Genomic DNA, 17,815 nt, shown 5'->3' with positions numbered 1-17,815 from the left:
GCGAGGAACTCGCCTTAATGCGTTAACGGCTAGGTGGGGGCTGCCAGTGTGGCTTTCAAGCTCCCGGCATCAAATTTTTTGTGCCGCCGTGGCCTTGGAACCTATATGGGGTCTCAAGTTGACGCTTCAAGCCCTGCCCTCAAAAAACCGCACATTCTTGCCTTGTTTACGGAAGAATGCTTGCCAAATGACGCCAAAAATAAGCAGTTGGCGCCGCAACCAATAAAAAGCCCGCCGAGCGGCGGGCTCAGCACAGCGATGGCAATCAGGCTGGCGCCTTGGAGACCATCACCATGGCCGGACGGATCACCCGACCATTGAGCTCGTAGCCCTTCTGCATCACGGCGATGACAGTGTTCGGTGCCAGCTCGCCATTTTCGATCATGCTCATCGCCTGATGGGCATTGGGATCAAACGGCTGATTGAGCGGATCAAGCGGATTCAGACCAAACTTGGCCACGCCGCTTTGCATCGATTTCAGGGTCAGCTCGACCCCTTCGATCATCGGCTTGAGCTCTTCGCTCTCCTTGTCGGCCAGCTCGATGGCGCGCTCCAGGTTGTCCAGTACCGGCAACAGTTCGGCGGCGAATTTCTCCAGCGCAAACTTGTGGGCCTTCTCCACATCCTGGGCGGCTCGGCGACGCAGGTTTTCCATTTCGGCGACGGCACGAATGGCACGCTCACGCTCTTCATTGGACGCCAGCTGGGCGGCTTCCAGTTGGGCCTCCAGCTCGGCAATGCGGGCCTGCTCGGCTGTCACTTCACTGTCTACATCGGTCGGCTCGACTGGCTGGGCTTCCACTTGCTCCATCGTTTCAACCTTTTGTTCTTCGTGGTTCATGACATCTCCAATTTCAGGGTTGCTTATGAGGGTCTGCTGACGTTCGGGTGCGAGACAAGTCGGCAACAGACCCTGTAATGGCGCTATTATGGGGACGCAGCCTCGGCTTTCAAGGGGAAAAAGGCGCTATCGTCGCCAATGAGCCGCACCGACAGGCAAATTGCCACTTTTCCCGGTACGATGGCGCGAGCAGAACGCTGGCAGCAGACAAATCCCCCACAAAGCGGGGTATACTGCCCCCAATACTCATCCCAGACCCGACAGACTATGGATTCTCCGTTCAAAACCATTGCCCTGATTGGCAAACCCCACCACGAAGGGGCCAACCAGACCCTGACCGGCTTGCATCAGTATCTCACTACCCGTGGTTTCAAGGTGCTGGTCGAAAGCCGGGTCGCCCACACCCTCGGCATCATGGATGAAAACGTGATGGATCTGGTCCAGCTCGGTGAGCAGGCGGACTTGGCCATCGTCGTCGGCGGGGACGGTAACATGCTGGGCGCGGCCCGGGTGCTGTCACGGTTCGATGTGGCGGTGATCGGGGTCAACCGGGGCAATCTCGGCTTTTTGACCGACCTGTCGCCGCAGGATTATCTGCTGCCGCTGGAACAGGTGCTTTCCGGCCACTACAAGAGTGAACACCGCTTCTTGCTGGAAGCCGCCGTCTATCGTCACGGGGAGCGCAAATCGAGCAACCTGGCGGTGAACGAAGCCGTGCTGCACCCGGGCAAGATAGCCCACATGATCGAGTTCGAGGTCTATATCGATGGCAGCTTCATGTACAGCCAGCGCTCGGACGGCATCATAGTCGCCACCCCGACCGGCTCCACCGCCTATTCGCTATCGGCGGGCGGCGCCATCCTCACTCCCAAGCTCAACGCCATCACGCTGGTGCCCATGTTCCCGCACACCCTGAGCAGCCGCCCCATAGTGCTGGATGCGGACAGCGAAGTGCGCCTGCTGGTCTCGCCGGATAATCAGGATGATGCCATGCAGGTGAGCTGCGACGGTCAGGTGACACTGGCGGTTCACCCGGGGGACGAGATCCTCATCAAGAAGAGCAAGCACAAGCTGCACCTGGTGCATCCGCTCGATTACAGCTACTTCCACGTGCTGCGCAACAAGCTCGGCTGGGGCAGCAAGTTGTTTTAAGGCGCTTTTCAACGCTCTTGTCCATCCTGTTGCGGGCCGACTCTTTACTGTATGTAAAACCAGTATATACTGGATGCATACACAGTAATGTTGGCCCATACAGGATGAGACCATGCTGACCCAGCTGACCGTCAACAACTTCGCCATCGTCAAGTTTCTCGAACTCGATCTGCAACCCGGCATGACCTGCATCACGGGTGAGACGGGTGCCGGTAAATCCATCGCCATAGACGCGCTCGGCCTCTGCCTCGGCGAGCGGGCCGAGGCCAGTATGGTGCGCCCCGATAGCGACAAGACAGAGGTCAGCGCCCGTTTCCTGCTGGACGGCAACCCGGCCGCCCGCGCCTGGCTCGCCGCCAACGAGCTGGACAACGAAGGCGAATGCATAGTGCGGCGGGTACTCTCTGCCGAAGGGCGCTCACGCAGCTACATCAACGGCGTGCCCGTCCCCCTGACCCAGCTTAAAAATCTCGGTCAACTGCTGGTCAACGTCCACGGCCAGCACGCCCACCAGCTCCTGCTCAAACCCGACTACCAGCTCAGCTTGCTGGATGGCTATGCCGGCCATCACCTGCTGCTGGAAGAAGTGCGCCAGCACTATCAGCTCTGGCGTCAGCTGCAAAACGAGCTCAATCGCCTCAAGGCCGAACAGCAACAGCGAGAAGCCCGCCGTCAGCTCATCGAATATCAGGTGCAGGAACTGGACGAATTTGCCCTGCAACCGGGGGAGTTCGAGGCGATCGAAGAGGAGCATCAGCGGTTGGCCAACGGCACCGAACTGATGCAGGAGTGCGGCGCCTGTCTCGATCTGCTCTATGACAACGAAGAGACCACCATCGCCGGCCTGTTGCAGGTCGCCGTCGACAAAGCCGAGAGTCTGGTGGGCATGGACAGCCGCCTCAGCCCTGTGCTGGAGATGCTTAACGAGGCGATGATAGGCGTGCAGGAGAGCCACAGCGAGCTGCGCAGCTATCTGGATCGGCTTGAGCTGGACCCGGAGCGCTTCACCGAGCTGGAAGCCCGCCTCTCCAAAGCCATCAATCTGGCCCGCAAGCACCATGTCAAACCAGCCGAGCTGGCCCTGCATCATCAGGATCTGGCCAGTGATCTCGCCCGCCTCAACTCTGATGAAGAGCGCCTCGAGGGCATGGAAGATGAACTGGCCGAGGCCCGCCTCGCCTTCGTGCAAGCCGCCGAGGCACTGAGCCAGAGCCGTCAGCGTTACGCCGAGGAACTCAGCACCAAGGTGACCGCCAGCATGCACGAGCTGGCGATGCCGGACGGCCGCTTCGCCATCGAGGTGCGGCCGGATGCCCAGAGCAGCCTGTCGCCGCTCGGCATTGATCGGGTGGAATTTATGGTCACCACCAACCCGGGGCAACCAATCCAGCCGCTGGGCAAGGTGGCCTCGGGCGGTGAACTGTCGCGGATCAGCCTCGCCATCGTCGTGATCAGCGCCCGCAAGGTCTCGACCCCGACCCTGATTTTCGATGAGGTGGACGTGGGGATCAGCGGCCCCACCGCCGCCGTGGTGGGTCGTTTGCTGCGCCAGCTCGGTGAATCCACTCAGGTCATGGTGGTCACTCACCTGCCCCAGGTAGCAGGCAAGGGCCACCAGCACATGGTGGTGAGCAAGCACACCGACGGCAAGACAACGGAAACCCAGATGCAGGCACTGGATCAGGGCGCTCGCCTCAAGGAGCTGGCTCGTCTGCTGGGCGGCGATCAGATCACCGACAATACCCTGGCCAACGCCCGCGAGCTGCTTGCCTCCTGAGAAGGGACGCCCAACACGGCCAGTAAAAGGGGAGCCTCAAACCTGCGGGTGTGAGGCTCCCCTTCTTTATATGGCTATTTGACGTTGCGATCGCCCTATCCTCTCTTCTATTTTCTCCCCCACACACCAGCCGCTTGGTTAGCCGACATCCAGGGGACTCTCTGGCCTGGATCGAGTGTGGGAGCCAGACCAGAGTACGGGAGCTAAACCTGGCTAAACCTCATAGTACCGCACAGCAACAAGACCCGGCTCCGAGTGCCGGGTCTGGCTCCGTAAGAAGGTGCTAGGACAAGCCGACGCAACCAGCTAGGTGACGGTGTGACCATCAGGACGGTGCGAGTCATCCAGGTTGCCATGACCAGCACCGACGCATAGAGTGAGACCAGGTCGGGAGCAAAAACCCGTGCACCTTCACCTGTTTTATCTGCCCCCTTGTCCGGCCAGCGTCCTTGCGCGGTCGACCAGGAGCCTCCAACTTCAGGAATGCCTTTATGCTCCACGTGTTTGGTCACAAGAACCCCGATAGCGACAGCATCTGCACCGCTTTGGTCACCGCCGACTGGCTCAATGGCCAGGGCAGACCGGCCCAGGCCTATGCACTGGGTGACCCCATCGCCGAGACCCGCTTCATTCTGGAAACCGCCGGGGTCGATGCCCCGCCCCTGCTGCAGGGGAGCGTGGCCAACAAATCTGTGTTTCTGGTCGATTTCAGCGAGCTGGAGCAAGGGCCAGAGGGCCTTGCCGAGGCGGACGTGCAGGGGCTGATCGATCACCACAGGATCGGCACTCTTGTGACTCGGGGCCCCCTCGATGCCTGGATCCGTGCTGTGGGTTGCAGTGCAACTGTGCTGCTGGAGCTGATGGGCTATGACAACCTCTCCCGTTCCCAGGCTCGCCTGCTGCTGGGCGCCATCATCAGCGACACCTTCAGCCTCACCTCGCCGACGACCACGCCCCGTGATCGCGCAGCCGTCAATGCGCTGCTGCCCCTGGCCGATCTGGCGCTGGAACCCTTCGCACAGACCCTGCTGGAACGCCGCACCCAGTTAGGTGATGCTCCCCTGGCCGAGCTGCTCATCGCCGATGAGAAGGCATACCAGATTGCCGGTTACACACTGTCTGTCAGCCAGATATGCGTGATGGATCCGGCACAGCTTCAGTCACGGCAAGCAGAGCTGGCTCAGGCTATGCAGGCCCGGCAGGAACAGGACAAGCTGGATGCCTATGTGTTGATGCTGACCGATCTCGCCAAGGGGAACAGCCTGCTCTATTTCGCCAGCAACGGCATCTTGCCCGAGCACCCCATCCATCTGACCGGTGCCGTCAGCCGCAAGAAGGAGGGTCTGCCCTGGCTGGCCCACTATCTGTCAACAGACCCGGTGTGATGCCAAGTGGCAAGGCAGCGGTACACGCCGGGTTCCCTGCCCTCTCTTTCTACCCCATGGCTTTGACACGCCACCTCGGTCGGCATGCGACTTCTTCTGTACGCCCTGTCGTCAACTTCCCTCATCCTGCTTGTGCGTGCTCACTGCGTCACGCGATACTCAGATAGAGACCAGGCAGCATGATTCAGATATGCAGCGCTTGCTGACCATGCAAACATGCTAAAAAAATACCATTTTTATCCGCAATTCCCCCGCTAACCATCAAATATCCGGGATCCCTTCATTCTCCATTCAACTCGGTCTGTTATGCTGATGTAAATGAACATGGTTTTACTATGCATCACCGACAGAGGGTGACGCCAGACGACCAGGACATGTTAGCGCCATACCATATATATAGCGGGAACACAGTGGTAAGAGACACACCTGGTGTCTCTGGTGACCCGCGTCATGCCAAGGAGAACTGCTTATGACCTCAACCCATATTGTGCTCTTGCTGGAAGGCAAGGATTACGAGCAGGAGACGCTGGCCAAAGCAAGCCGGTTGGCACAGAGCATGGGCACTGAGCTGACCCTGCTGCACCTGACTCATAGCAGCAAGGTGCGCCGCGAAAGCCTGTCGCTGTCCGAAGAAGAGCGCAGTGCCCAGGGCACATTGGATGCCAAGGCCATCATCAGTGAACTCATCACCACCTTGCAGCATCCAGTGGATTATCAGTGCCTGGTGGTCGATGACGTTGTGTCGGACCTGAAGCACTGGCTGGCTTCACACCCGACGGATCTGCTGCTGGTGGGCAGCCGCCATCACTGGATGGAAGGATCCCTGGCCCGTCTGCTTATTTACAAGCTGCCGATCGATATCCAGATCTGCCACGAACCCTACGTAGAGCAGCTCAAAGCCGTCAGCTAACCTGACAGGCGCCCGCTCAAGTGGTGGGCGCCTCATCTCCCCTCGTCCCCTCTTGTTGCCGTCAACACCCGCACTTTTCCCCGTTCGCCACGCGACTCCCTCATTGCCACCACCTCTGCCCAGCCCGCTGGCAGCCTCACTATTGACAAGCCTGTCTACATGTTTCCTTACATATTCATCGCTGTTTTTTAAGCCTCGTTTGCTGCAGGATATTGCCCTTGCATGCCTTCGCACGTTTCATTCAGGTGATAAATGAACATAACTCCCAAGCAGAGAAAATTTGCCCTGCTCGTACTCATCCCCCTGGCCGCCATCACCTGGCTGGCCTGGCCGAATACGACCCCGGACCCGGTGCTGAGCGCGCCAGTGACCCGCCAGGATGTGGAGCAGACGGTGCTGGCCAGCGGCGTCTTGCAGGCCATAGAGCAGGTGGATGTGGGTGCCCAAGTCTCGGGTCAGGTGACCTATCTGGCCGTCGAGGCGGGACAGAGCGTCAAGCAGGGTGACCTGCTGGCCGAGATAGATCCCCTGATCGCCCAGAACAACCTCAAGACCGCCGAGGCGGATCTTGCCAGCCGCCGTGCCCAGCTCAAGATCAAACAGGCACAGCTCAAGCAAAACGAGCTGGCCTGGCGCCGTCAGCAACAGATGTTCAAGCAGGAAGCCAGCTCCCGCGCCGATCTGGAGAGCGCCGAAGCCCAGCTCGCGGTCACCCGGGCCGAGCTGCAGAGCGCCAAGGCCGAGATCGAGAATGCACTGATCAAGGTGGATCGCACCAAGACGGAGCTGGGCTATAACCGCATTTTGGCCCCCATGGATGGCACAGTCGTCAGCATAGTGACCCGCCAGGGCCAGACCCTGGCCGCCAGCCAGACTGTGCCCACCCTGCTCAAGCTCGCCAATCTGGAGACAATGACGGTCAAAGCACAGATCTCTGAGGCGGATGTCACCCGGGTCAAGGCCGGCATGCCGGTCTATTTCACCCTGATGGGCGATGCGGATACCCGTTATCACGGCACCCTGCGCACGGTCGAACTGGCCCCCACCAACATCAACGAGCAGGCCACCAGCACCACGGCCACCAGCAATGCCGCCGTCTATTACTACGCCCTGTTCGACGTACCCAATCCGGATCACACCCTGCGAGTCGCCATGACCACACAAGTCACCATAGTGCTCGGCGAGCGCAAGCAGGTGCTGACCATTCCGCAGACGGCACTTGGCAAGAAGCTGGGGGAGAACGAGTACGAAGTCACCCTGATCAAGGATGACGATCAGAAAGAGACACGCCGCATCAAGACCGGCATGAAAGATGACATCAAGGTCGAGGTAGTCAGCGGCCTCACCGAGCAGGACAAGGTCAAGCTGGGTCAAAGTGCTCCCGTCAACGGCCCCGATGTGGAGATGATGTTGTGAGTGAGCCACTGATCCAGCTCAAAGGGATAGAGCGACGCTACCAAAGCGGAGAGCAGGAGGTTACCGTCCTGCATCCGCTGGATCTGACCATTGAAGCGGGTGAGATGATCGCCATCGTCGGCGCCTCCGGCTCCGGCAAATCCACCCTGATGAACCTGCTTGGCTGCCTGGATCGCCCAAGCGCGGGCCAGTATCTGTTTAGGGGGCAGGACACCGCTACCCTGGATGCCCTCTCCCTGGCCCGGTTGCGCTGTCACCACTTTGGCTTCATCTTTCAACGCTACCATCTGCTGCCACACCTCAACGCCGCCGCCAACGTGGAGATCCCGGCCGTCTATGCCGGCACCTCCCGCCCCGATCGGCAGGCACGCTCCCAAGCCCTGCTGGCACGGCTGGGCTTGAGTGATCGCAGCCATCACACTCCGGGTCAGCTCTCCGGCGGCCAGCAGCAGAGGGTCAGCATTGCCCGGGCGCTGGCCAATGGCGGCGAAGTGATCCTGGCGGACGAACCCACGGGTGCCCTCGACAGCCAGAGCGGCAAGGAAGTGATGGCCATCCTCAAGGAGCTGCACGTCCAGGGCCACACCATTATTCTGGTGACCCACGACATGGCAGTGGCCAGCCATGCGGATCGCATCATCACGCTGCGCGATGGCCGGGTGCTGGAAGACAGCGGCAAACCGGCTACGACCACAGCCCGCCTCCCGGCCGCCTCCCCCGCCGCCAGAGCGAGCGGCAACGACTGGGATCGCTATCGCGAGGCGGGACGCATGGCGCTGCACGCCATGCTGGCACACCGGATGCGCACCTTCCTCACCATGCTCGGCATCATCATAGGCATAGCCGCCGTGGTGAGCGTGGTCGCGCTCGGTCAGGGGGCCCGTGCCAAGGTGGTCGACCAGATCAACGCCATGGGCACCAACACCATCGACATCTTCCCGGGCAAGGATTGGGGAGACGAGAAGGCTGCCAGTATCCAGACCCTCAACAAGCGGGATCTCGATGCGCTGCTCGGCCAACCTTATCTGGAAGGGGCCAGCCCCCAGATTGCCTCGTCGGGTCAGCTGCGTTATCGCAACAAAACCAGCAGTGGCAGCATAGTGGGAGTCGGCAGCGACTTCTTCCGGGTCAAGGGGATGAAGCTCACCAGTGGCCGCCTGTTTGACGAGCGCGACATCCAGAACCGGGCCGCGGTGGCAGTGGTGGATGGCAAAACCATAGAGAGCCTGCTTGGCAAGGAAGATCCGGTCGGTCAGGTGGTACTGGTCGGCACCCTGCCGGTGCGCATCATTGGTGTGGTGGAAGAGGAGACGGGGTTTGGCCGCAGCAGCCAGTCAGTGAACGTCTGGCTGCCCTACAGCGCCGTGATGAGCCGCCTCATCTCCCAGAACCACTTCAGCCAGCTCACCATTCGGGTCAAGGACGGGGTGCAACCCGCCCTTGCCGAACAGGCTGCCATCGAGCTGCTGACCCAGCGCCACGGGGTGAAGGACTTCTTCACCTTCAGCAGCGACAGCATCATAAAATCAGTGGAGAAAACCACAGCCACCATGACGCTGCTGGTCTCCGCCATCGCGGTGATATCCCTCATCGTCGGCGGGGTCGGGGTGATGAACATCATGCTGGTCTCGGTGGTGGAGCGTACCCGCGAAATCGGGATCCGCATCGCGGTCGGCGCTCGCCAGTCCGACATTTTGCAGCAGTTTCTGATCGAGGCGGTGATGGTCAGCCTGCTCGGGGGCATGCTCGGGGTCGGCGTCTCCCTGTTCATAGGCCTGCTCTTCTCCCTGTTCGTGGAGAGCATTCAGATGCAGTTCTCGCTCTTTTCCATCCTGATGGCGTTTGGTTGCTCCTCGCTCATCGGGATCCTGTTTGGTTACCTACCCGCCCGCAATGCCGCCCGGCTCGATCCGGTCGAGGCGCTGGCGAGGGAATGACGATGTACAACTTATCCAAACTGGCGCTCTGCCTGGCCCTTGCTACTGGCGTGAGCGCCTGCAGCCAGCAGAGCACCTATCACAGACAAGCTCTGGCACTGGCTCCGAGCTGGCAACAGCCGGATGACGGTCTCACCCGGCAGCAGGCCGGCTTCTGGTGGCAAGGGTTCCATGATCCGGCGCTGGATCAACTGGTGGAAGCCGTGCTGGCCGCCAACCCGGACATGCAGGTCGCCGGACTGAGGCTCAGAAGCGCACTGCTGGGCGCAGATTATGCCGATACCAACCAGACCCCCTCGGTCAGTGCCAGCCTGGGGGCCAACGGCACCAAAAATCTGAAAGATGGCAGTGCCAGCAGCAGCATGGGCCCCTCTCTCACCCTCAGTTATGAGGTGGATCTCTGGGGTCGGCTCGCCTCGGCGCGGGATCAGGCGAGCTGGGAAGCCCAGGCTTCCGCCCAGGATCTGGCGGCCACCCGCCTGATGCTGATCGGCAAGGCGCTGGAGCAGTACTGGCAGCTGGCCTATCTCGGCTCGGCCATCACACTGGGCGAGCGGCAACTGGCAAATTACACCCGCGCCGAACAGCTGACCCAGGCCAAGTACCAGGCCGGCGCCATTACCCGGCTCGATCTGGTGCAGGCCAGCCAGCAGAAGGCCAACAAACAAGCTGAACTCACTTCGCTCTTGATGCAGCAGGAACAGGCCCGCAACGGGCTGCGCCTCTTGCTTGGGCGCAGCAGCGGACCGCTGGAATTTGCCCCAACCGCGCTGACGACGACCCCGGTGCCATCACTGGCGGTCGGCATTCCAGCGGATGTGCTGGCACGGCGCCCCGACGTGCGCGCCGCCGAGTTGCGCCTGCGCAAAACACTGGCAAAAGGGGATGAGATCCGCACCGGTTTCTATCCCTCATTGAGTCTCACCGGCGGTGCCAGCAGCACCTCGGACACCCTGACACAGGTATTGCAAAATCCGGTGGGTACTCTGGGTGCCAGCCTGGCGCTGCCTTTCCTCGAATACAACAAGACCCGGATCTCCATTGCGAGCTCAGAGCTTGATTACCAGATTGCCGAAACCGAATTTCGCAAGCAGCTTTATACCGCCCTGGTCGAGGTGGAAGACGGCCTGGCCGCCCGCCATCACGGCGAGCAGCGCCTGAATTATCTGGCCGAGCAGCTGACGTTTGCCAAAGAGGCGGAACGGCTTGCTCGGGCTCGCTTCCAGGCCGGTGCCACCGGGGTACAACCCTGGCTGGATGAGCAGAACCGCCTGTGGGAGGCCGAGCTTTCCTTGCTCAGCCAGCAAAAGGAGCAGCTCAATACCATGGCCAGGATCTACAAGGCGCTGGGGGGCAGTGATCACAGCTAAGCCAGCGCCGCTCAACACCGCCTCTCATGCCATGAGAGGCGGTGCTTTTTCCCCTCTTGATGTCCCCTTCCTGATTGCCTGTCACACAAAGCAATTGATAATAGTTTTCATTTCATGAAAAATGGGCGCCATTGTCAGTCAGGAGTATTCATATGTCTCAGCCCACCCCGGTCAATCGCCCTCGTCTGCTCACGGTCAAACACGTCCGGGATGTGAGCCCGCACCTGCGCCGAGTCTGCCTGACCAGCCCGGAACTCGCTGACTACCCCTTCACCTGCGGCGGCGCCCATATCAAGATCATGCTGCCACAGCCGGGCCAGACCCACGCCGTACTGCCCACGCCCACCCCGCAGGGGCCGCGCTGGGAAGACCCGAGCCAGCGCCCCATCATGCGCACCTTCACCATACGGGCATTTCGTCGCGAGGCACTGGAGCTGGACATCGACTTCGCGCTGCACGACGATGCCGGCCCCGCCAGCCGCTTTGCCATGCAGGTCAAACCCGGCGATCTGCTTGCTATCTCGGGCCTGGGTGGCCCGGATCCCATGCTGCAGCCCGCCAGGCACTACTACATGGTGGGTGACCTCACCTCCCTGCCCGCCATCAGTGCCATGGCCGAGGTAATGCCCGCCGACGCCCAGGGCCATATCGCCCTGCTGGTACCCTATCAGGAAGATGTGCAGGATCTGTCGCTACCCGCGGGCGTGACCTTGCGCTGGTTTATCGGCACCCCCGAGCAGACTGAGCCATTGGTGGCGTATTTCACCGCCCTGCCGATGCAGGAGCAGGCGAGCTACTTCTGGTTCGGCGGTGAAGAGGGGCTGGTGGTGCCATTGCGCCGTCACGTCAGGCGCACCCTGGAAGTGGATCGCACTCGGGTCTACGCAGTCCCCTACTGGCGCCACGGCAAGGATGAAGAGGCCTATCACCACGCCCGTCACGATGTGATGGACAGCTGATCTGCCCATTTTTTTCCTTTGAATATCAAGCTCATGGCCTGCCTGTCATGGGCTTGATTGCTATGTGCACTCCCCTGATTTGCTCCTTGCCCCCCATTGTGGTGATCCGAGCGGTTGTGCTTGATTTGATGCAAACAACCAGATAATGATAATCACTCTCAACAATAAACAGTGATGACGCCCCATTGCAGCCTCTCTCCATGCCCTGGGTTTGGATGTGGAGCGCACGTCATTCACTCCCGTTTGCACAGCAAGGTAATCCAGATGGCAGTTTTGAACTCAGTAATGCGCGCCTTCGCGGTGGAGGCTCTTCCCACTCCTGCCGACCTGTTGGCACTTCATCCCTGTCCCAGCGAGGTTGCAGCGCAGATCGATCACCATCGCCAGCAGGTTCGCCAGATCCTGACAGGAGAAGACGATCGCCTGCTGGTGGTGATAGGTCCCTGCTCCATCCACGATCCCCTCGCCGCCCTCGATTACGCACAGCGGCTGGTACGGCTGGCCGACGCCTATCAAGACAGGTTGCAGATAGTGATGCGCACCTATTTCGAGAAGCCACGCACCACAGTGGGCTGGAAGGGGCTGGTATTCGACCCCCATCTGGATGGCAGCAACGACATAGGTCACGGCCTGCGGCTGGCACGTCAGTTGCTGCTCGACATCAACCGGCTGGGGCTGGCCACCGCCACCGAGTTTCTCGATACCACCAGCTTCCTCTATCTTGCCGACCTCATCAGCTGGGGAGCCATCGGCGCCCGCACCACCGAATCCCAGGTGCACCGTCAGCTGGCCTCGGCGCTGCCCTGCCCTGTCGGCTTCAAGAACGGCACGGACGGCAATATCCGGGTCGCCATCGATGCCATCCAGGCCAGTGAAGCCTCTCATCTGTTCACCGCACCGGGCAGTCAGGGCGGCATTGTGGTGATCAAGAGCGAAGGCAATCCCGCAGGCCACATCATATTGCGTGGCGGCACCCGCCCCAATTATCACCAGAGCGACGTGGAGGATGCCGCCGAACGCCTGACGCGGCAGGGGCTCAGCCACCGCCTGATGGTGGATTGCAGCCACGGCAACAGCCAGAAACTGCACAAAAACCAGATCCGGGTGGCAGGTGAGCTCTGCCGTCAGCTGGGGGAAGGCAGCGACGCCATCGCCGCCGTCATGGTCGAGAGCTTCTTGCAAGGGGGCAGCCAGAAGCCTGCGCCATTGAACGAACTCGCCTATGGCCAGTCGGTCACCGACGCCTGCCTGTGCTGGGACGATACCCAGACCCTGCTCGCCATGCTGGCCGAGGCTGTCGAGTTACGTCGCCAGAGCCGGACCCGACGCCAGCCCGGAACGGTACACTGGGATGCCCAATTGGCCAGCTGAACAAGAGAAGGCTCCCCCAGCGGGAGCCTTATTATCTGCAAGTCCCGTCATTACCATTTAGTCCGCCAGGTCGCCAAATAAAATGGCCCAGACTTATCCGTTCAGGATAAAGACCATAGGGTGCGGGCTTTGGATGGGATAAAGAAAATATCCGAGCTACCTCTCTTCTTTCTTCACTCGATGACCAGCAACCGGCATACAGGCTCCCCTTTACACCATGTCAGATAAAACTGAAAAACATGCCAGTTAATGGAAAAAGCCCTTCGATGAGTAAAAAGAATCGTAGCTTGCTTGCGGGCAGCTTAATGCCCCCTAATTTTCTGGGGAATGGTAGAGGCGAATATACAATGGGCTGTATGAGTCCAGTGACTCGTTTCTATTGGTCGTCGGTGAACTGCTGGCAATACAAGATGGGGAAACCACAAGCCGATGCACACATGACAATTAATCGTCCAATAAGGGAGGCAAGCATCACGGCTGACAGTATGCTGTCGCACTGCGACAAACAGGGACGGCACAAAGTGAGGAGGGAATTGACAGGAGAATACTTCGGTGAATACAAATAATAATGCCGCCTCGCGGGCGGCATCATTCATGATCGATCCGGTGGATCAGATCAGGAAATCATTCAGATCCTTGCCCAGCGCAACTTGCTCGGCAATGGCTTTCGGCATACGGCCCTGGCCGGTCCAGGTCTTCTCCTGGCCATCTTCCTGATACTTGTACTTGGCAGGACGTGGTGCGCGCTTGCTCTTGGCGGCGCCAGCAGTGGCGGCTGGGGCAGCGGCACTGTTGATCAGCTCACGGGGATCAATACCGGCTTGCTGCAGCATTTCGGTGAACTCGCTCAGCTTGCGCTGACGCTCTTCCTGCTCGGCACGCTCTTGCTCGACAGACTCGGCACGCTCGTTATATACCAGCTCAAACTTTTCTTTCGCTTCTTGCAGCTGTTCAAACGGCAATTCACGGATGGCAGCACGCAGGCTGCGAATGTTCAGCAGAACTTTCAGAAATTCGTTCATTACTTCCTCACAAAATTATTTTTGTTTGTCACAGGGATAACACAGCTTGAGAATAGCATGCCTGTTTGATAACAACATACTGTTTTTATAGTTCCTGTCACTTTCTTAACAAAAACGATTGGCTGAATATGCCAGCGACTTTATTCACTCGTTGCTCATTGTCGTAACCGCCGTGATCGCTCACCACACAATTCTCCCCGGCGTGCCTGACAAATAGACGGACACACCCTGGCATATTTCTCATCACACTTATGTCAGCTATTTTCACAATTGGCCATTGTGGTTAAAACCTGTACCACTCAGACGAGGCTCAAGGTAGACGAATGGCGCTATATATTACTGCCCCATAGCGCCCCATGCCTGCCATCCCTATATTCTCACCCTCGCGCTTCACATCATGTTATTTGAGGATCAAGCGACGCCAGGGGCCTGTGATCTCGCAGTGACCCGTTTCCTCCGTATTCTGCCAGCCGAGGCGATGATAAAAGGCCAGAGCAGAGGTATTGTGGGTCGCCACCTTGAGTGAGGCCGGCTTCCGACAAGCCGCCAACCCCTGGGTCAGCAGTGCCCGCCCCAGCCCCTGACCATGCCAGTCGGCCGACACGTAGAGATGATGCACGAAGCTCTCATCTCCCCAGATGGAAACAAACCCGCAAGGGGTGCCACCCTGTTCAGCCACCCAGAGCTGCTCGCCCCGGGTATGCTCGTCGAAATCCTCCAGCCGAAAGTGGGAAGGGTCGACCCAGTGAAAGGTCTGACGCCGCCCCTTCAGGTACAGCTGCGCCAATTGGGGAATATCCGTCTCTCGCATGACTCTGATCATCAGGCCTTCCTTCGTCACTATTATCACTTGGCAACACTGTCGGATGGATCGCCACACAGTGTCAAATATCATGGTTAGGATAACGGCCGACCGATGGCACGGGTGTGACACACCTCTGTCCATTTTATCGCCCATGGGACTATACTGCCTGAGTCCCATGTATGGATGGTTTGAGGCTCGCTGATTTATGGATAACAAGCAGATAGAAGGTAACATCTTTGTTCCGGCCCATATCGACGATGTCTGGCGTGCCTGGACAACCGAGAGCGGCCTGCGCAGCTTCCTGGCGCCGGAATGCCTGATGGTGCCCGAACCGAATGGTCCCTTCGAGATCTATTTCAGGCCCGATGCCCCGCTGGGTGAACGTGGTAGCGAAGGCTGTCGGGTGATGGCTGTCATGCCCCACGACCTGCTCAGCTTCAGCTGGAACTTTCCGCCCTCCCTGCCCCATATTCGTCTGCAAAAAACTCAGGTCAGCCTGCGTTTTGTGCCTGAAGGTCAGGGTACTCGCCTCTACTTCCTGCAAAGCGGCTGGGCAAACGATCCCGACTGGGATCAGGGCTACGCCTATTTTCGGGAAGAGTGGCTGGAAACCAGCCTGCCCCGCCTGCAGTATCGCTTCACCCACGGCCCCATCGACTGGAATAACCCGCCGGACAAGCAGCAACTGAAATCACTGGCCCAATAAGCCGACATATCAAAACACCGCCAGCTGGCGGTGTTTTTTATATTCAATTAGCGGCAGTTCAACGCGGGTTTGTCATCCAGCAGCCAGGAAATCCAGCGCCGTTTTGAATTTAGAACAAACCCTTCATCTGCCTCAATGCCTTTTACTATGTAGCCATCTGCTGACAACTGTTCTGCCACCCCGGCAAAATGCCATTCGTTACTATTAATACGCTCGCCCTTCATCAAGGCGTCACTTAGCTGTTGATTCATCACAATGATCGACAGTCCCGTCACTGAATCTATTCCCAGCCCGGTATTTACTACCCGCCCAACCACAACCGGTACCTTGACTGTACAGTGGCGACCTTCGCTATCAGCTGTGGTATAGCTCCCTTCACCAACTCGCCCCTGCATCCATAAAAGACTTCCCTGAGTCAAACGCTCTACCGACAATATACCCAGCGCCCCCTTGGGGAAATCATGAATATCAACAGTCTCGGCGAGCAGGACCGGACACGCCAGCATGAGCAACCATAGATAATGTTTCATTATGTCCTCCTCGCTGATTGAGCGTATGAATCGCCAGGCTGCGAGAGAAAATAGATCAACACAAAGGGGCCGATGACAGGGACAAAAAAGACACAGCCCCACCATCCCGAACGATCAATATCGTGCAGACGGCGGACGACAAGTGCAACCACGGGAATGGCACTTGCCACGCCATAGCCCATATCCAGCCAGGTCATATCATCCAGACGTACATCCAGTGCGATACACATAAGAGTGACCAACAAATGCACCCACATGAACATCCAGAACTCCTTTCTGGAGGAGAAACCGGAAAAATCAAAGTAACGGCGCCACGCAAGTAAATAAAAAGAGAACATTCAGGATATCTCCAGCGTTATTTGGTCACCCATCTTGGTGGCGAACGCGGCGTGAGACGTCCTGAAACCGGTTTGAGGACGTGCTAAAACCTGTCTTTGTCCGTGACATTCTTCTTTACGTGGATGCGAACCGTTATGCTGGCATGACGTTATCTTTTCACTACCATGGCTGGGATCAGGATCAGTTATGCTCGCAATTCCCGTACCCTTCGTTGTCTCTCTAATGCTGGCCTTGCTGGCAGTGACCCTGTATGTGCGATTGGCCGAACAAGCAAAAACGGCTTGCCTGTTTTTGGCGCTCTGTGCGGCTACCACCGGACTTGTAGGGCTTCGCTGGACTTTCGATATTGCTCTCTTCAGTTTTGCCCAGCCAATACTTGCATCACTCATCCCGGTCGCGGCCTGGCACATCTTTACCCGTACCAGCACCGACACAGGCAGAATTGCTTATAAACATGCCATCGGGCCTATATTGGTGGCAGTCAGCCTCTTTACTCACTCCTTTTTTGCACTACCTCTGGATGAGATCCTCACTGCAATTTATCTGTTTTATGGTATTGCTCTGGTACGTTATTCTGCGAAGGAGCCGCTCCTCATCCATGTCTCGTTAAGTCATTGGGAAGGAGTAAAAAGGGCCGAAAACGCAGCGGGTTGGATGCTATTATTCTCTGCGGTGATCGATACCGCCATATCCATCGACTTTGCAGTTAATCAGGGCAAGTTTTCCCTTTATATTCTAACGCTAGGTCACTTGATACTGCTGCCAGCACTGGCACTTGCCGTAATCATGGTGGGTGTCAATACGCCATCATTTGATGAGGTTGGTAAACCAGAGAAACCGCATATATCCAAGGTGCCAAGCGCGGAACCATTGCTGACAGAAGAGCGTGCCAGCGAGATTACCGTCATGCTGGATAAGCTGATGCAAGAAAAAGCAAGCTATCTAGATCCGGATCTGACATTGGCAATGCTGTCGCGCAAGCTGGGCATTCCCGCCAAACAGATCTCGACGGCGGTCAATCAGGTACATAAAAAAAGCATATCCAGAGTGATCAATGAATATCGTATCGAGCATGCAAAAAAAGCGCTACTGACGACAGATGAAACCGTCACCCAGATATTGATGAATGCGGGCTTCCAGACCAAATCCAACTTTAATCGCGAATTTTCTCGCCTAACGGGCCTGACACCCAGTGCATTCAGAAAACAAAGCGAAACGCAGTCCTGTTAATATGTTGCGCACCGTCATGTCAAACGGTCAGCCAAGCCCGACACTGACCGAAAAAGCCAATAAGC

The 17,815-nt window shown here is 58.4% G+C and carries 16 protein-coding genes; 11 read left to right on the top strand and 5 right to left on the bottom strand.

What is annotated here, in order from left to right:
• Positions 1–265: 265 nt before the first annotated feature.
• A complete protein-coding gene (grpE, locus tag AC1P02_RS11790) occupies positions 266–841 on the bottom strand; it encodes a nucleotide exchange factor GrpE (protein WP_005312586.1) in 576 nt (191 codons plus the stop codon).
• A gap of 267 nt (positions 842–1,108) precedes the next feature.
• Between grpE and nadK the strand changes: the two genes are divergently transcribed.
• The 9 genes from nadK (at position 1,109) to AC1P02_RS11745 (ending at position 13,118) form a co-directional block, all read left to right on the top strand.
• Complete coding sequence (gene nadK / locus AC1P02_RS11785; RefSeq protein WP_005312583.1) at positions 1,109–1,993, top strand: NAD(+) kinase; 885 nt, start codon at positions 1,109–1,111, stop codon at positions 1,991–1,993.
• A gap of 112 nt (positions 1,994–2,105) precedes the next feature.
• Entirely contained in the window at positions 2,106–3,770 is a 1,665-nt protein-coding gene (gene recN, locus AC1P02_RS11780) for a DNA repair protein RecN (protein ID WP_485182275.1), read from the top strand.
• Positions 3,771–4,261: 491 nt separating this feature from the next.
• Positions 4,262–5,155, top strand: a complete 894-nt coding sequence (locus tag AC1P02_RS11775) for a DHHA2 domain-containing protein (protein ID WP_408136991.1) — start codon at positions 4,262–4,264, stop codon at positions 5,153–5,155.
• 469 nt (positions 5,156–5,624) lie between these two features.
• Positions 5,625–6,065: a universal stress protein gene (locus tag AC1P02_RS11770; protein ID WP_058394299.1), complete on the top strand. Its 441-nt coding sequence runs from the start codon at positions 5,625–5,627 to the stop codon at positions 6,063–6,065.
• Positions 6,066–6,317: 252 nt separating this feature from the next.
• Positions 6,318–7,481 carry an efflux RND transporter periplasmic adaptor subunit gene (locus tag AC1P02_RS11765; RefSeq protein WP_485182274.1) on the top strand — a complete coding sequence of 388 codons (1,164 nt, stop codon included), beginning with the start codon at positions 6,318–6,320 and terminating at the stop codon, positions 7,479–7,481.
• Positions 7,478–9,418, top strand: a complete 1,941-nt coding sequence (locus tag AC1P02_RS11760) for a MacB family efflux pump subunit (protein ID WP_429181032.1) — start codon at positions 7,478–7,480, stop codon at positions 9,416–9,418. Before AC1P02_RS11765 ends, AC1P02_RS11760 begins: the two co-directional genes overlap by 4 nt.
• Positions 9,415–10,788, top strand: coding sequence for an efflux transporter outer membrane subunit (locus AC1P02_RS11755; RefSeq protein ID WP_429180299.1), 1,374 nt, complete (start codon positions 9,415–9,417; stop codon positions 10,786–10,788). The genes AC1P02_RS11760 and AC1P02_RS11755 overlap by 4 nt, the downstream gene beginning before the upstream one ends.
• 152 nt (positions 10,789–10,940) lie before the next feature.
• On the top strand, positions 10,941–11,747 hold the full coding sequence (locus tag AC1P02_RS11750; RefSeq protein ID WP_485182273.1) for a siderophore-interacting protein: 807 nt from the start codon (positions 10,941–10,943) through the stop codon (positions 11,745–11,747).
• 264 nt (positions 11,748–12,011) lie between these two features.
• Complete coding sequence (locus AC1P02_RS11745) at positions 12,012–13,118, top strand: 3-deoxy-7-phosphoheptulonate synthase (RefSeq protein WP_017411906.1); 1,107 nt, start codon at positions 12,012–12,014, stop codon at positions 13,116–13,118.
• 611 nt (positions 13,119–13,729) lie between these two features.
• On the opposite strand, the gene AC1P02_RS11740 is transcribed toward AC1P02_RS11745, so the two are convergent.
• Together AC1P02_RS11740 and AC1P02_RS11735 are read right to left on the bottom strand one after the other, a co-directional pair.
• Positions 13,730–14,140 carry an H-NS family histone-like protein gene (locus tag AC1P02_RS11740; protein ID WP_005312526.1) on the bottom strand — a complete coding sequence of 137 codons (411 nt, stop codon included), beginning with the start codon at positions 14,138–14,140 and terminating at the stop codon, positions 13,730–13,732.
• A 400-nt stretch (positions 14,141–14,540) separates the two neighbouring features.
• Entirely contained in the window at positions 14,541–14,963 is a 423-nt protein-coding gene (locus AC1P02_RS11735) for a GNAT family N-acetyltransferase (RefSeq protein ID WP_021138068.1), read from the bottom strand.
• Between the two features lie 187 nt (positions 14,964–15,150).
• On the opposite strand from AC1P02_RS11735, the gene AC1P02_RS11730 reads away from it, so the two are divergent.
• A complete protein-coding gene (locus AC1P02_RS11730; protein WP_021138069.1) occupies positions 15,151–15,651 on the top strand; it encodes an SRPBCC family protein in 501 nt (166 codons plus the stop codon).
• Positions 15,652–15,698: 47 nt separating this feature from the next.
• On the opposite strand, the gene AC1P02_RS11725 is transcribed toward AC1P02_RS11730, so the two are convergent.
• Both AC1P02_RS11725 and AC1P02_RS11720 read right to left on the bottom strand, forming a co-directional pair.
• Entirely contained in the window at positions 15,699–16,181 is a 483-nt protein-coding gene (locus AC1P02_RS11725) for a hypothetical protein (protein ID WP_485182272.1), read from the bottom strand.
• Entirely contained in the window at positions 16,181–16,519 is a 339-nt protein-coding gene (locus tag AC1P02_RS11720) for a DUF805 domain-containing protein (protein ID WP_430643588.1), read from the bottom strand. The genes AC1P02_RS11725 and AC1P02_RS11720 overlap by 1 nt, the downstream gene beginning before the upstream one ends.
• Positions 16,520–16,706: 187 nt before the next feature.
• Here AC1P02_RS11720 and AC1P02_RS11715 point away from each other — a divergent pair, with 187 nt between their 5' ends.
• Positions 16,707–17,750 (top strand): helix-turn-helix domain-containing protein, encoded by a 1,044-nt coding sequence (locus AC1P02_RS11715; RefSeq protein ID WP_485182271.1) that lies wholly within the window; start codon positions 16,707–16,709, stop codon positions 17,748–17,750.
• Positions 17,751–17,815: the final 65 nt, after the last annotated feature.

The sequence above is a fragment of the Aeromonas sp. TS_SC_11 genome, from assembly GCF_057318915.1.
This window is presented reverse-complemented; position numbering and strand designations above follow the sequence as displayed.